Here is a 13,835-nt window from a genome sequence, read left to right on the forward strand (position 1 = left end):
TCGCGACTGCGGGGCTCGCAAACCCGGCTCACTCCTCGCGCTCATTGACCAACTCCAAACAGGGCGGCGGCCAACCCGATCAGCAGCGCGCCGGCCAGGACGCCGGCGGCGGCTCGGGGCAGCGCCGCGCGGTGCAGCGTGGCCAACCCGGCCCCCAGACCGGACGCGGCTCGCCCGCTGCCCTCGACCACACCGTCGACCACCACCTCGTCGCCGGCGCGCGCGGCGCGGGCCAGCGCGCGGACGGGGCGTACCACAAGGGTGTGCTGGACGTCGTCGAGCCGGAACGCGCGGGCGAAGACCGGCCGCAGCGGACCCAGCGCGGCCGCCGGATCGGCGGCCTGGTCGCGCCGCCACCCCAGGGTCACCAGCCCGGCGCCGAGCAGCAGGAACGCGAGTGGCAGAAGCACCCCCGACCCCAGGTGGACCAGGCCGTCCTCGGAACCCGCCACCGGGACGGTGGGGAACCGCAGACGGTCGGCGAACGCCCCGACGAACCCGGCCAGACCGAGCAGCGCGGCCGGCACGGCCAGCAGCAACACCGGCCAGCGCAGCACCGCCGGCGGGTCGTGCGGCCGGACCAGCGGCAGGCGCGGAGCGCCGAAGAAGGCGCGCAGCAGCAGCCGACCGGCGTACCAGGCGGTGACCGCCACGCCGACCAGCCCGGCGATCCAGACGAGCCAACCCACCCAGGACGGCGCCGGGCCGGTGCCCTCCAGCGCGGCCGACTCGGCGACCGTCAGTACGCCGTCCTTGCTCCAGAAACCGGCCAACGGCGGCACCCCGGCCAGCGCGCCCAGACCCACCACCGTGCACCAGAACGTCACCGGCATGCTGCGCCGCAGCCCGCCCATCTCCGACATCAGGGTGGTGCCGACCGCGTGGATCACCGCGCCGGCGGCGAGGAACAGCAGCGCCTTGAAGGCGGCGTGGGTGAGCAGGTGGAACAGGGCGGCCGACGGTGAGCCGACCGCCAGCGCGCCGGTCATGTAGCCCAACTGGGACACGGTCGACCAGGCCAACACCCGTTTGATGTCGTCCTGGGCGGTGGCGGCGAGCGCGCCGAGCAGCAGCGTGACCGCGCCGAGCACCCCCAGCACGGTCAACGTCACCGGCGCGGCCGTGAACAGCGGGTAGAGCCGGGCCACGGCGTACACCCCGGCGGCGACCATCGTCGCGGCGTGGATCAGCGCGGAGATCGGGGTCGGGCCGGCCATCGCGTCCGGCAGCCAGGTGTGCAGCGGGAACTGGGCGCTCTTGCCGGCCACACCGGCGAGCAGCAGCAGGCCGGCGGCGGTCAGCGTCGCGGTGGAATGGTCGTGGGCGAGCACGTCGGCGATCCGGAAGCTGCCCGTGGACACACCCAGCAGCGCGATGCCGAGCAGGAACCCGACGTCACCGACCCGGGTCACCAGGAACGCCTTCATGGCGGCGGCGGGAGCGCCAGCCAGTCGGCGGTCGTGGGCGATGAGCAGGTACGAGCAGAGGCCCATCACCTCCCAGCCGACCAACAGCATGATCAGGTCACCGGCGACCACCACCAGCAGCATGGCACCGGTGAAGAGGCTGATCTGGGCGGCGTACGGCGGGTAGCGGTGGTCCACGTCGACGTCGTCGTGGGGACCGCGCCGCAGGTAGCCGATCGAGTAGACCTGCACGGCCAGGGCGACCGCGGTGACCGCGACCGCGACCAGCGCGGCGGCGCCATCCAGGCGTACCCCGAGAGTCACCGCCAGGCCGCCGAAGTCGACCCAGGTGCTCGACGTCTCCGTCGGCCGGTCGACGGTGAGCAGCAGCGCGACGGCCAACGCCAGCGCCCCGGCCGCACCGGTGACGCCGAGCGTCACGGCGGCCGTTCGGGCCCGGTCACCGCCGGTCGCGTTCTCGCGCCGGGAGGCCGCTGGCAGCAGCAGACCGAGCAGCCCGGCGACCAGCGGTACGGCGGGCAGCAGCGCCCCGAGCAGCCCGGTCACCGGCCGGCCTCCACGTCCAGGACGGCCGGCTCGCGCCCGTCGACGGTCTGCGTCGGCTCGGTCAGTGGCACGTCGTCCACCGCCACTGTCGCCCGCAACCGGTAGAGCTGAAGGACGATCGCCAACCCCACCCCGATCTCGGCGGCGGCGAGGACAATGACGAACAACGCGAAGACCTGCCCCGAGTGCGGGAGCACGGCGCGGGCGGTGGTGTCCGCGGTGACCAGGATCAGGTTGACCGCGTTGAGCATCAACTCGACAGACATCAGCACCAGCACCGCGTTGCGGCGACGCAGCACGCCGTACACGCCGAGACCGAACAGCAGCGCGGCGGTGACGTACGGGATGACCGGCCTCACCGGCGCCCCCCGGGCTCGCTGTCGACCAGGTTGGCTGCGGTGTCGTCGCGTTGCGCGGCGGCTCGGCCGATGTCCGGCCGGGACAGCACGATCGCGCCCACCAGGGCGGAGAGCAGCAGCACGGAGAGCACCTCGAACGGCAGCACCCAGGATTGGAAGATCTGCTCGCCCAGCCGCTCGGCCGTGCCGGCCCGCGGCAGGGTGACGGTGCTCCAGCGGTACGCGTCGATCAGCAGGACGGTCAGCCCCAGCCCGGCGCCCCCGCCGATCAGGGCGGCCGGCCAACCGGGCCGGTCCAGGTCGTCGGAGGCGCCGATCGGTGCGCGGGTCAGCATCACCGCGAACAGCAGCAGGACCACCACCGCGCCCACATAGATCAGCACCTGCACCCAGGCCACCAACTCGGCGCTGAGCACCAGGAAGTCACCGGCCAACGCACCCAGGCACACCACCAGGTAGAGCCCGGCCCGGACCAGGTGTTTCGTGGTCACCACCAGCACACCGGCACCGACCGCCACCGCGCCGAGGGCGAGCAGCAGCACATCCGCCCCGGTCACCGGGCCGCCTCCGCGGCTCGGCCGGTCACGACGCGGACCCCTGGTCGGTGTCGGGGCGTACCGATGGAACTGCCGGACGGGCGGCGGCCGCCTTGCGCGCGGCGGACGTCTCCTCCTTGGCCGGCTCGCCGTTCGGGTCGTGCGCGGGCGGCGGCGGAACGGTCGCCATCCACTGACCGAGGTGGTCCTTGTCGTGCAGCAGGTCCTTGATGTCGTACTCGGCGTACTCGAACTCAGGTGACCAGTAGAGCGCGTCGAACGGGCAGACCTCGATGCAGATGCCGCAGTACATGCAGAGCGAGAAGTCGATGTCGAACTTGTCGAGCACGTTGCGTTGGCGGGGGCGGGCGGCACCGGGCACCGCCACCTCCTCCTTGTGCGAGTCGATGTAGATGCACCAGTCCGGACATTCCCGCGCGCAGAGCATGCAGACCGTGCAGTTCTCCTCGGACAGCGCGATCACGCCGCGCGAGCGGGGCGGCAGGTCGGGGGCCACGTCCGGGTACTGCTGGGTGGTCGAGCGGCTGGTCATCGTCTTGAGGGTGACCGCCAACCCCTTCACCAGGCCCGCGCCGGGAAGGCCGCGTTCGCTGGTGTCACCGCGCTCGCTGGGGTCGCTCATGCCGACCATCCTGCCCTGTGGCCACGGCGCGCGCGACCACCACCCACAGGTCCAGGGCGGTACGGTGGTCGTGGGGAGAACGACGCACCTGGAAGGACCTGCCATGACCGCCGCGCTGCAGAGCGACTACCCGCCCGAGAGCGAGTGGACGACTGACGATCTGGATGCGCTGCCCGAGGATGGCCGCCGCCGGGAACTGCTCGATGGAGTGCTGCTGATGTCCCCCTCCCCCACCCGTACCCACCAGAGCATCGCGGGCCGACTCATGGCCGCGCTCGACGAGGAGTGCCCCGACGGTTACGACGTGACCCAGGCGGTCGAGGTGCGGATCAACCGCACCCGCTCCTTCATCCCCGACGTACTGATCACCACGGCCGCCGCGGCGGCCCGCGAGCCGTCGAAGTACGAGCCGCACGAGGTGGTCGTCGCCGTCGAGATCGTCTCGCCCAACACCCGTTCGATCGACCGGGTGTTGAAGCCGGCGCTGTACGCCCAGGCGGGCATCCCCTACTACTGGCGGATCGAGACCGAGGGTGGCGAGTTGGAGGTCGTGACCTACCGGATCGACGCGGTGAACGAGGTCTACACCGAGACCGGGCGGTGGACGAAGTTCGTCGACACCGGCGAGCCCTTCCCGATCAACCTGCCGATCAGCCGGATCACGCCCCGGGTCCGCTGACGACGGTCGGTGGGAGCATCTCGACGCCGAGCTGTTGCAGCAACTGGAACAGCTCGTTGCAGCTCCACACCTCGACGATCCGGCCCGTCGGGTCGAAACGCAGGAACGTCGCCCCCGAGTAGCTGACCACCTGCCCGGTCGGCGGCACCGGCCCGAACTGCCCGACGTGGGTGCCGGCCGCCCGCCAGTGCACGGCCACCCGCTCGCCGGCCGCGACCACGTCGACGATCTTGTAACGCAGGTCCGGGAAGGCCGCCCGGCGCTCCCGATGCCAGGCCAGCGTCGCCTCCGGCCCGGTGCCGCCCAGCCCCGGGCACTCCCCGGCGACCAGCTCGTACACCGACTCCTCCTGGCGGGCGTTCCACACATCGGCGATGAACCGCCGGGCCGCCGCCTCCACATCCGTCATCCCGGCAGGGTATCCGGGACCACGGAGCGCCGTAGATCCGCAAGGATTGGGTAGAGAGACTGATCAGACCGGGAGGGCGACGTGGGCGAGGAAAAGGGCGGCAAGTACGTCGAGCCGGGCGGCGAGTTCACCCGCGACCAGCGGTACATCGCCACTCGGATCACCGAGGACGGGCGCGACGGATACCCCGTCGAACCGGGCCGGTACCGGTTGGCGGTCAGCCGGGCCTGCCCGTGGGCCAACCGACTGATCATCGTACGGCGGTTGCTCGGTCTGGAGGACGCCATCTCGATGGCGGTGGCCGGCCCGACCCACGACGCCCGGAGCTGGACCTTCGACCTCGACCCCGACGGCCGGGACCCGGTGCTCGGCATCGAACGCATCCAGGAGGCGTACTTCAAGCGCTTCCCCGGCTACGAGCGCGGCATCACGGTGCCGGCGATCGTGGACGTGCCGACCGGGCAGGTGGTCACCAACGACTACGCGCAGATGAGCCTGGACCTGTCCACGCAGTGGCGGGCCTACCACCGCGAAGGTGCCCCGCAGCTCTACCCCGAGCACCTGCGGGAGCAGATCGACGAGGTCAACGCCGTGGTGTTCCGGGACGTCAACAACGGCGTCTACCGGTGCGGGTTCGCGGGCAGCCAGGAGGCGTACGACAAGGCGTACCACCAGCTCTTCAACCGGCTGGACTGGCTCACCGAGCGGTTGACCGACCAGCGTTACCTGGTCGGCGACACCATCACCGAGGCCGACGTGCGACTGTTCACCACGCTGGTCCGTTTCGACCCGGTCTACCACGGCCACTTCAAGTGCAACCGGCAGAAGCTGAGCGAGATGCCGGTGCTGTGGGCGTACGCGCGGGACCTGTTCCAGACTCCCGGTTTCGGCGACACCATCGACTTCGACCACATCAAGCGGCACTACTACGAGGTGCATCGCGACATCAACCCGACCGGGATCGTTCCGCTCGGCCCCGACCTGTCCAACTGGCTCATCCCGCACGGCCGGGAAACGCTCGGCGGTCGCCCCTTCGGCGACGGCACCCCACCCCCATCCCCAGCCGAGCCGGTCAACCCCGCACACACCCCGCTGCGCTGAGCGGCCCTGGCTCCTGACCCCGTCGTCCTGACCCCCGCATCCTGACCCTCGTCGTCCTGACCCTCGTCGATCATGGAGTTGTGGTGCCCGGATTGGGGCCGCTCAGGCGATTTGTCACCCACCACAACTCCATGATCGACGCGGTGGGGCGGGTGCGGCGCGGTGGGGCGGGGCGGGGCGGGCGGGGGCGGGGCCGGGCGGGGTTGGTTTGGGGGTTTAGAGGGCTAGGCGGACGGCTGCGGTGAGGACCAGTTGGGCCAGGGAGGCGGGGACCAGTACCAGCCAGCAGAGTCGTTGAAGCTGGTCCTCGCGGAGCCGGGGGTAGGACACCCGGAGCCAGATGATCACGAAGGACACCGCAAAGATCTTGAGCAGCGTCCAGAGCCAGCCCAACTGGTCATCGGCGAACGGGCCCTGCCAACCGCCCAGGAACAGCACCGTCGTCAGCGCGGCGATCACCACGATGCCGACGTACTCGGCGAGCAGGAAGAACGCGAACCGCAGACCGGTGTATTCGGTCATGTAGCCGAAGACCAGCTCCGAGTCGGCCACCGGCATGTCGAACGGCGGCCGACGGATCTCGGCCAGCCCGGCGACGAAGAAGACGATCATCGCGGGTGCCTGCCAGAGCAGCCACCACGGCTGCCACGCCTCGACGATGCCCGACAGGCTGAGCGTGCCGGCCGCCATCGCCACCGACGCAGCGGCCAGCACCAGCGGCAGCTCGTAACCGAGCAGCTGGGCGGCCCCGCGTAACCCACCGAGCAGGCTGTACTTGTTGGCCGACGCCCACGCCGACATCAGCACCGCCACCACCCCGACGCCGACCACGGCCAGCACGAAGAACAGGCCGATGTCCAACGGTTGCCCCACCAGGTCGTTCGGGCCCAGCGGAATCACCAGCAGCACCAGCAGGTAGGGCACCAGGGCCACTGCCGGTGCCAGCCGGAACACCGCCCGGTCCGCCTCGCGCGGCGTGATGTCCTCCTTCTGCACGAACTTGACCCCGTCGGCCACGAGCTGCGCCCAGCCGTGGAAACCGCCCGCGTACATCGGGCCGAGCCGGCCCTGCATGTGCGCCATCACCTTGTGCTCGGCCTGACCGACGAGCAACGGCAGGGTGAGGAACGCGACCACCACGCCGCCGATCCGGAGCACCAGCTCCACCCAGAGCGGCATCAGGCCGTACCCCCGTCGTGGTCGCTCCGGTCGTCGCGGCCCGGCGGGTCCGCGGTCGGCTCGACGCCAGGTGCGGCCGCGCCGCGCGCGGACCGGTCGGTGCGGGCCGGCCTGGCCGGGGTGCCGCCACGCGGGCCCTCCCCCACGCCACCAGCGCCAGCCGGGGTGGGGGTGGGCCCCCACTCGCCCGGAGCGGGAACCCCCGGCGGGCGGATCGGTCGACGCCCACCGCCGGCCTCGGACTCGCCCGGCTCCTTCGCACCCGGCCAGGGCTTGGCCACCCGGGACGCGAGCACGAACTCCTTACGCAGCGGGTGGCCCTCGAACTCCGGGGGCAGCAGCAGGGGCAGCAGCTCCTCGTGGCCGGCGAAGTCGATGCCGAACATCTCGTACGTCTCCCGCTCGTGCCAGGCGGCACCGGGGTAGACGTCGACCACCGAGGCGACCGTCGGCGCGTCGCGCGGCACCCGGGTACGCAGCAGCACGCCGTGGCGCAGTCGCGTCGACCAGAGGTGCGCCACCACGTCGAAGCCCTCGGCCAACTCGTCGACGGCGGAGAGCCAGTCGAAGAAGTCGCAGGCCAGCTCGGCGTCGTCACGGGCGGCGGAGACCGCGGTCAGCCAACTCGTCGGCGGCACATCGACGGTGGCCCGGGCGAACCGTTGCCCGCCGGAGACCGACGGGGTCGCCGCGACCGGCGCGAGCAGCGCGACCAGTCGAGCGCCGACCTCTTCGGGAGTCATGCCGCTGATCCTAGTGCCGACCGGGCCCACACCTGGCCGCCGCCGATCCCCGACGATCTACCGGCTTTGCGCACGGCGCGCGCTTCGGCGGGGAAAGATGAGGGCGTGCGCGCTGTGACGGTGAGACCCGGGGTCGCCAACTCGCTGAGCCTCATTGAGGACCAGCCCGAGCCGGCTGCCGAGGAAGGTGCTGTCCTGGTCGAGGCGCTGGCGGTCGGGATCTGCGGCACCGACCACGAGATCATCGCCGGGGAGTACGGCGAGGCGCCGCCGGGCGCGGACCGCCTGATCATCGGGCACGAGTCGTTGGGCCGGGTGATCGAGGATTCGAGCGGCACCCTGCAACCCGGTGCCCTGGTGGCCGGGGTCGTCCGACACCCGGACCCGGTGCCCTGCCCGAACTGCGCCGTCGGCGAGTGGGACATGTGCCGCAACGGTCAGTACACCGAGCACGGCATCAAGGCGCTACCCGGGTTCGCCCGCGACCGCTGGCGCATCGAGCCGCAGTTCGCGATCGCCCTCGACCCGATGCTGGCCCAGGTCGGCGTTCTGTTGGAACCGACCAGTGTGGTGGCGAAGGCCTGGGACCACATCGAGCGGATCGGCCACCGAGCCGAATGGCAGCCGCAGACCGTACTGGTGACCGGGGCCGGCCCGATCGGGCTGCTGGCCGCGTTGCTCGGCACCCAGCGCGGGCTCATCGTCCACGTGCTGGACCTGGCCACCGACGGGCCGAAACCGGAGCTGGTCGCCGGGCTCGGCGCCACCTACCACGCGGTGCCGGTCAACGACCTGCCGTTCGACCCGGACGTGGTGATCGAGTGCACCGGCGCGCCCACTGTGGTCCTCGACGTCATGTGCAAGGCGGCCCCGACCGGGATCGTCTGCCTGGCCGGGGTGTCCAGCGGCGGCCGGACCATCGACTTCGACGCCGGGGCGCTCAACCGGGCGCTGGTGCTGGAGAACAACGTGGTGTTCGGCTCGGTGAACGCCAACCGGCGGCACTGGGACCTGGCCGCGCAGGCGCTCGCCCGCGCCGACCAGGTCTGGCTCGAGTCACTGATCAGCCGGCGCGTCCCGGTGAACCGGTACGCCGACGCGTACACCCCCGGCGTGGACGACATCAAGGTGGTGCTGGAGTTCGCGTCCTGAGTGACCCCGCGCCCGGTCAGATACCCGGCAGCCGGCCGTTGCGGAACAGGTCGACGAAGAGCTGATGGTCCTGGCGGGCGCGCACCCCGTACGCGTGCGCGAAATCCACCAGGTGGGTCACGAAGCCCGACTCGTCGGTGTCCACCGCCGTGACGATCGCCTCCTCGGTGGAGTAGTCCACCAGGTCGTGGCTGGATTCGTCGTCGGCGACCGAGTGCATCCGGGCCACCGCCCGGCCCAGGTCAACGAGAACCCCGGTCAGCTCCTCCGGCTCGTTCACGTCCGACCAGTCCAGGTCGGCGGCGTACGGGGAGACCTCGGCGACGAGCTGACCGGCCCCGTTCAGCTCGGTGAAGCCCAGCCACGGGTCGGCGTGCGCCTGCAACGCGCGCTGCGACTCGGCGGTCCGGTGCCCCTGGTGCTGGAAGTAGCCACGGACCGACTCGTCGGTGACGTACCGCGCCACGGCCGGCACCTGCGCCTGCTTCATGTAGATGACGACGTCGTTCTCCAACGCCTGGGTGTGCCCCTCCAGCAGCAGGTTGTACGACGGCAGCCCGGCCGACCCGATGCCCACCCCCTTGCGCAGCACCACGTCCTTGATCCGCGCCGCCACCGGGCGGAGCTGCGTCGAGGTGGTCGGCAGCGTGCCCAGGTAGTCCTGGAAGGCGGCGCTGACCAGGTCGCGGGTGGCGTCGTCGACCTCGAAGACCCCGTCAACGATGGAGAAACGTCGCTCGTAGTTGTCGATGGTGGTCTGCGCGGCGAGCAGGTCGACGCGGGTGTTGAGTCGGGCCCGCTGGAGCACCCGGCGCAGCACCCCGTCGGCGTTGTCCAGGGTGATCGAACCGATCGCGTCGTCGCCACCGGCGGCGATCGCCCGCAGCTCGGTCAGGTACGACCGGGCGAACCCGGCCACCAGCTCACCGATCGCCGTGTCGGAGAGCGCCTTGCCGTAACCGAGCAGCGCCACGCTGGCCGCGAGCCGACGCAGGTCCCAGGTGAACGGCCCGACGTACGCCTCGTCGAAGTCGTTGACGTTGAACACCAACTGCCCGGAGGCGTTCATGTAGGTGCCGAAGTTCTCCGCGTGCAGGTCACCGTGGATCCACACCCGGCTGGTCTGCTCGTTCAGGAACCGGTCGTCGGCGAAGTCGCCGCGCTGGTCGGCGTAGAACAGCGCGGCGCTGCCCCGGTAGAAGGCGAACGGAGAAGCCGCCATCTTGCGGAACTTGCGGCGGAAGGCGGCCGGGTCGACCGCCATCGACGCGCCGAACTCCTCGGTGAGCACGTCGACGATGTGGGCGGACCGTTGATCAGCTGAGCTGCTCATAGTGCGCAGGCTAGCGCCGGGCGTCCATAAACGGGGTGGCGAGCGATCCGTCTATCGATGATGCTGTCTGGGTCACGGCGCGGGGGCCGGATTTTTCGGTTACGTCCGTCGATTCTGTCGTCGCCACGGGCGGCGGCAGGTTCCCTCGCCGGGCGTCAACCTTGGAGGACCAGATACATGTACCGAAAAACGGGGACCCTGCTCACCGCCGCACTGCTCGGCCTGACCGCGACGATCGGCTGGGCCGGACCGGCCGCTGCCGCACCGTCAGCCTCGGCCGACGCTCCCACCTTCTCGCTGAGCCGGCTGGTGCTCGAACCAACCGAACGCGGCTACCGGGGCAGCCTCCGGGTGACCATCACCAACAACAGCGACAGTACGCAGGGCTTCTACTTCCGAATCCGGGAGGCGGTGGCGGCCTCCTTCTCCGGGGGTGTGGAGTCACGCTGCGAGTCGGACGGCGTGGAGGAGGGGCTGTTGGTCCGCACCTGCGCCCTGCCGCGGGGCAGCGACCTGGCCCCGGGTGAGTCCCGCCGGGCAACCGTCGAATTCCAGGTCCTGACCACCCCCCGGAGCTACCCGATGATCGCGGCGGGCGGCCTGGTCACCGCCTACTCGTACGAAACCGGATCGCTGGGCACCGTGCCGTTCAGCGCCCAGTTCCGCTCCCTGGACGGCAAGCTGGCCCGCCCGCAGACGTACGTGCAGGACACCCAGGCGAACGCGTCCGTCGAGGTGATCGGGCCGGTTACCGACGGCCCCGAGAACACCCGACGGGTGCCGCTCCGGGTCCGGTACGCGGGTGACGCCCGGCAGCTCGGCAACTCGCTGACCGCCACTCAGCTGCCCGCCGGGTCGATGATCCTCTTCACCGATCCCCACGACGGCCCGGTGTACGGCCCACAGGCATTCGTGCCGGGCGGGCTGCTGATGCCGGGTGAGGAGCGCGACGTGGCGCTGTTCATCAGCCGGCCAACCGACCCGGCGGACGAGTCGACCCAGATCACCGTGGAACTGGCCACCCACTACTGGAACGAGACGGTGCCGGACGTCGACCCGAGCGACAACACGGTCACCTTCAGCCTGGCCCTACCGGCCAGCTGACCTGCCGAGGGCCGGCCGCCGCCTGGACCAGCTCCGGGTGGCGGCCGGTCGTCCTCAGCTCGCGGCGGGTGGGCGTACCGGTGGGGCGGTGAGCGAGTCGACCGAGCGTGGCGCGGCAGCCTCACGGGGCGGGGCGTCCAGCGGCGCGGCGAGCACGTCCCGCTGCGGCACACCCCCGATGCCGGACTGCTCGGCGGCGATCTTCTCCTGCAGGCGCAGGATGCCGTGCAGCAGCGCCTCCGGCCTGGGCGGGCAGCCGGGCACGTACACGTCGACCGGAATGATCTGGTCGACGCCCTTGGTCACCGAGTACGAATCCCAGTAGGGGCCGCCGCAGTTGGAGCAGGCGCCGAACGAGATGACGTACTTCGGCTCGGGCATCTGGTCGTAGAGGCGCTTGATCGCCGGGGCCATCTTGTCGGTCACCGTGCCGGAGACCACCATCAGGTCCGCCTGCCGGGGGCCGTGCGCGAACGGGATCACCCCGAGCCGGATGAAGTCGTGCCGACCCATGCTGGTGGCGATGAACTCGATCGCGCAGCAGGCCAGCCCGAAGTTGAACACCCAGAGCGAGTAGCGACGCCCCCAGTTCAGCACGAACCGGATCGGCTCACCGAGCACTGCCGGTAGCTGCACGACCGCCCCTTCCTGTCCCCCACCCGACAGTCAACCACAGCGTCCGGCTGCAACCCCGAGGCCCGTTGAGGACTTCTAACTGGCAGGGCGCGCGAGCAGGGCCGCCGACAACGGGGACCACGGGAGCTGATCCGCCACCGGACGGCCACCACCGGCGGCGAGTGGTACGACGGCCTCGGGTACCGGCCCGACGCGAACGGGGAGGGGCAGTGACGGTGACGACAGGAGCCCGTGCCAACGAGCCGCCGGGGGCGATTGCCGCAGTGGCGGGCGAGCACAGCGCGGCGGTGAGCTTCGATGACTTCTACCACGCGCACTTTCGCAACGTGACCGGCCAACTGGCCGCCTACACGGGTGACCTTTCGCAGGCTCAGGACCTCGCGCAGGAGGCGTTCTGCCGGGCCCTGGCCCGGTGGGACCGGCTGGCCCGGTACGACGACCCGGTCGCCTGGGTCCGTCAGGTCGCCTGGAACCTCGCCCGGAGCCGTTGGCGACGGCTCCGGACCGCGCGCAACCACCTGCTTCGACAGCGCCGGACCGAGGCCATGATTGCCGGCCCGACGCCCGATCGGGTGGCGATCGACGCCGCGCTGGCCCAGCTGCCCGCCAACCACCGGCGGGCCGTCATCCTGCACTACCTCGCCGACCTTCCGGTGAACGAGATCGCGAGTCAGGAGGGGGTGGCCGAGGGCACTGTCAAGTCCTGGCTGCACCGTGGCCGGGCGGCACTGGCGGTACTGCTCGACGAGAGCATCGAGGGGATCGGCAATGTCTGACATCGACCAGCGGCTCCGGGATCGCTTCGCCGCGTACCGGGCCGAGACGCTCCCCCAGATCGCCGGTCCGGGACCTGCCCAGGCCCGGCGTACCCTTCGTCGGCGTCGCCGGACGACGGCCGTGGCGGTGGCCGTGGCGGCGGTTGCCCTGGCGGTCGCCCCGATCGTCGCCAACGCCGCCCTGCGCGGTGACGGGTCGGTGCCGCCGCCGGCGCAGACCGGCGAGCCGATCACACCGCCGACGAGCGCGCCCGCACCGACACCGTCCGCCCCGCTCACACCCAGTACCACCACGAGTACGAGCCCGGCCGCGCCGGACGGCCGGATCAGCCGGGCACAACTGCTGGCCGCCCGCGTCGACCTGCCCGCCTGGCCCTCCGGCATGCCGGAGACCTGCCTCACCTCGGACGTACGGTTGCGCCCTCCGTCGTCCACCGACTACGTGTCCATCCTGGCCGACCTGGAGCTGCGGCACACCGACCTGGACGGCGACGGCGCCTCCGAGACGGTGGCCCTGGTCGCCTGCCGGTTCGGTGAGGCCCTGGCAAAACAGCTCGTCGCCTTCGACCGCGACGGGAACGGCGCGATCGTGACCATGGGTCGTGTCGTCGGGACCGGAGACCGGGTCGAGGACATCACCGACTTCGCCGTCACCGACGGCGGACGGGTACGGGCACAGGTGGCGGACCTTCAACCCTGCTGCTCGACGCCGAGCTACTGGGCCCGGGCGCAGTGGCGGACGTACCGCTGGGACGGGGACCGGTTCCCGCAGAGCGCCGGCCCGACGGCGTTCGGCCCGGACACCCGCCTGACCGACCTGGTGCTGACCGGGGGTGATCTCGTCCTGGGGCCAGCCGGAACAGGCGGTCGACGTCCGGGCACCCTGACCCTGACGGTGACCAACAAAGGGCCGGTGGACGTGGCGCGGGTCGGCTTCGGCGAGCTGAAGCTGATCGGGACGCCGGATGGTGGCGACTGGTCGGCGTGCACGCCCTGGCACAGCGACGGGTCCGGGGCCGACTGCCTCGTGCCCGGGTTGCGGGCCGGGGAACGCCACACGTACCGGTTCCGCTTCCTCGTCAACCCATCCACGGTGGCCGACTCCAGCCCACGACTCGTACATTTCGACGAGGACGGTCGGTTCTGGAAGGACCTGACCTCCAAGGACAACCACGTGAAACTGCGGGTGGTCTCCTGACGCTGCTGACCGGG

15 protein-coding genes are annotated in these 13,835 nt (G+C 71.3%); 6 read left to right on the forward strand and 9 right to left on the reverse strand.

Annotated elements, in window-relative coordinates; all coding sequences use genetic code 11:
- Positions 1–41 precede the first annotated feature (41 nt).
- From EV382_RS22230 to EV382_RS22245, 4 genes are read right to left on the reverse strand one after another with little or no spacing between them, the layout of a single operon-like run.
- Positions 42–1,973 carry an NADH-quinone oxidoreductase subunit 5 family protein gene (locus EV382_RS22230; RefSeq protein WP_130404800.1) on the reverse strand — a complete coding sequence of 644 codons (1,932 nt, stop codon included), beginning with the start codon at positions 1,971–1,973 and terminating at the stop codon, positions 42–44.
- Positions 1,970–2,332 (reverse strand): NADH-quinone oxidoreductase subunit NuoK, encoded by a 363-nt coding sequence (nuoK, locus tag EV382_RS22235; RefSeq protein WP_130404802.1) that lies wholly within the window; start codon positions 2,330–2,332, stop codon positions 1,970–1,972. The genes EV382_RS22230 and nuoK overlap by 4 nt, the downstream gene beginning before the upstream one ends.
- Positions 2,329–2,889 carry an NADH-quinone oxidoreductase subunit J family protein gene (locus tag EV382_RS22240; RefSeq protein WP_130404804.1) on the reverse strand — a complete coding sequence of 187 codons (561 nt, stop codon included), beginning with the start codon at positions 2,887–2,889 and terminating at the stop codon, positions 2,329–2,331. Before EV382_RS22240 ends, nuoK begins: the two co-directional genes overlap by 4 nt.
- A 25-nt stretch (positions 2,890–2,914) precedes the next feature.
- The gene (locus EV382_RS22245) at positions 2,915–3,511 is read right to left on the reverse strand and encodes a NuoI/complex I 23 kDa subunit family protein (protein WP_425271920.1); all 597 of its coding nucleotides are present in this window, start codon (positions 3,509–3,511) and stop codon (positions 2,915–2,917) included.
- Positions 3,512–3,614: 103 nt separating this feature from the next.
- On the opposite strand from EV382_RS22245, the gene EV382_RS22250 reads away from it, so the two are divergent.
- Positions 3,615–4,190, forward strand: a complete 576-nt coding sequence (locus EV382_RS22250) for a Uma2 family endonuclease (RefSeq protein ID WP_130404808.1) — start codon at positions 3,615–3,617, stop codon at positions 4,188–4,190.
- Here the strand turns inward: EV382_RS22250 and EV382_RS22255 are convergent.
- The gene (locus EV382_RS22255) at positions 4,171–4,599 is read right to left on the reverse strand and encodes an ester cyclase (RefSeq protein WP_130404810.1); all 429 of its coding nucleotides are present in this window, start codon (positions 4,597–4,599) and stop codon (positions 4,171–4,173) included. The two genes, EV382_RS22250 and EV382_RS22255, sit on opposite strands and share 20 nt — an antisense overlap.
- Positions 4,600–4,680: 81 nt before the next feature.
- Here EV382_RS22255 and EV382_RS22260 point away from each other — a divergent pair, with 81 nt between their 5' ends.
- Entirely contained in the window at positions 4,681–5,700 is a 1,020-nt protein-coding gene (locus EV382_RS22260; RefSeq protein ID WP_130404812.1) for a glutathione S-transferase family protein, read from the forward strand.
- A gap of 216 nt (positions 5,701–5,916) precedes the next feature.
- Here the strand turns inward: EV382_RS22260 and EV382_RS22265 are convergent, their stop codons facing one another.
- Both EV382_RS22265 and EV382_RS22270 read right to left on the reverse strand, forming a co-directional pair.
- Complete coding sequence (locus EV382_RS22265) at positions 5,917–6,879, reverse strand: complex I subunit 1/NuoH family protein (protein WP_130404814.1); 963 nt, start codon at positions 6,877–6,879, stop codon at positions 5,917–5,919.
- Entirely contained in the window at positions 6,879–7,622 is a 744-nt protein-coding gene (locus EV382_RS22270; RefSeq protein WP_130404816.1) for an NADH-quinone oxidoreductase subunit C, read from the reverse strand. Before EV382_RS22270 ends, EV382_RS22265 begins: the two co-directional genes overlap by 1 nt.
- 105 nt (positions 7,623–7,727) lie before the next feature.
- Here EV382_RS22270 and EV382_RS22275 point away from each other — a divergent pair, with 105 nt between their 5' ends.
- Positions 7,728–8,774, forward strand: coding sequence for a glucose 1-dehydrogenase (locus tag EV382_RS22275; protein WP_130404818.1), 1,047 nt, complete (start codon positions 7,728–7,730; stop codon positions 8,772–8,774).
- Positions 8,775–8,790: 16 nt separating this feature from the next.
- On the opposite strand, the gene EV382_RS22280 is transcribed toward EV382_RS22275, so the two are convergent.
- Positions 8,791–10,107: a DUF2252 domain-containing protein gene (locus tag EV382_RS22280; protein WP_130404820.1), complete on the reverse strand. Its 1,317-nt coding sequence runs from the start codon at positions 10,105–10,107 to the stop codon at positions 8,791–8,793.
- Between the two features lie 177 nt (positions 10,108–10,284).
- Here EV382_RS22280 and EV382_RS22285 point away from each other — a divergent pair, with 177 nt between their 5' ends.
- On the forward strand, positions 10,285–11,211 hold the full coding sequence (locus EV382_RS22285) for a hypothetical protein (protein WP_130404822.1): 927 nt from the start codon (positions 10,285–10,287) through the stop codon (positions 11,209–11,211).
- A gap of 54 nt (positions 11,212–11,265) precedes the next feature.
- Here EV382_RS22285 and EV382_RS22290 read toward each other — a convergent pair whose 3' ends face one another.
- On the reverse strand, positions 11,266–11,847 hold the full coding sequence (locus EV382_RS22290; RefSeq protein WP_130404824.1) for an NADH-quinone oxidoreductase subunit B: 582 nt from the start codon (positions 11,845–11,847) through the stop codon (positions 11,266–11,268).
- Positions 11,848–12,056: 209 nt separating this feature from the next.
- On the opposite strand from EV382_RS22290, the gene EV382_RS22295 reads away from it, so the two are divergent.
- Together EV382_RS22295 and EV382_RS22300 are read left to right on the forward strand one after the other, a co-directional pair.
- Positions 12,057–12,623 (forward strand): SigE family RNA polymerase sigma factor, encoded by a 567-nt coding sequence (locus EV382_RS22295; RefSeq protein ID WP_208758471.1) that lies wholly within the window; start codon positions 12,057–12,059, stop codon positions 12,621–12,623.
- On the forward strand, positions 12,616–13,821 hold the full coding sequence (locus tag EV382_RS22300) for a hypothetical protein (RefSeq protein WP_130404826.1): 1,206 nt from the start codon (positions 12,616–12,618) through the stop codon (positions 13,819–13,821). The genes EV382_RS22295 and EV382_RS22300 overlap by 8 nt, the downstream gene beginning before the upstream one ends.
- Positions 13,822–13,835 lie beyond the last annotated feature (14 nt).

Source organism: Micromonospora violae (genome assembly GCF_004217135.1).
GTDB lineage: Bacteria > Actinomycetota > Actinomycetes > Mycobacteriales > Micromonosporaceae > Micromonospora > Micromonospora violae.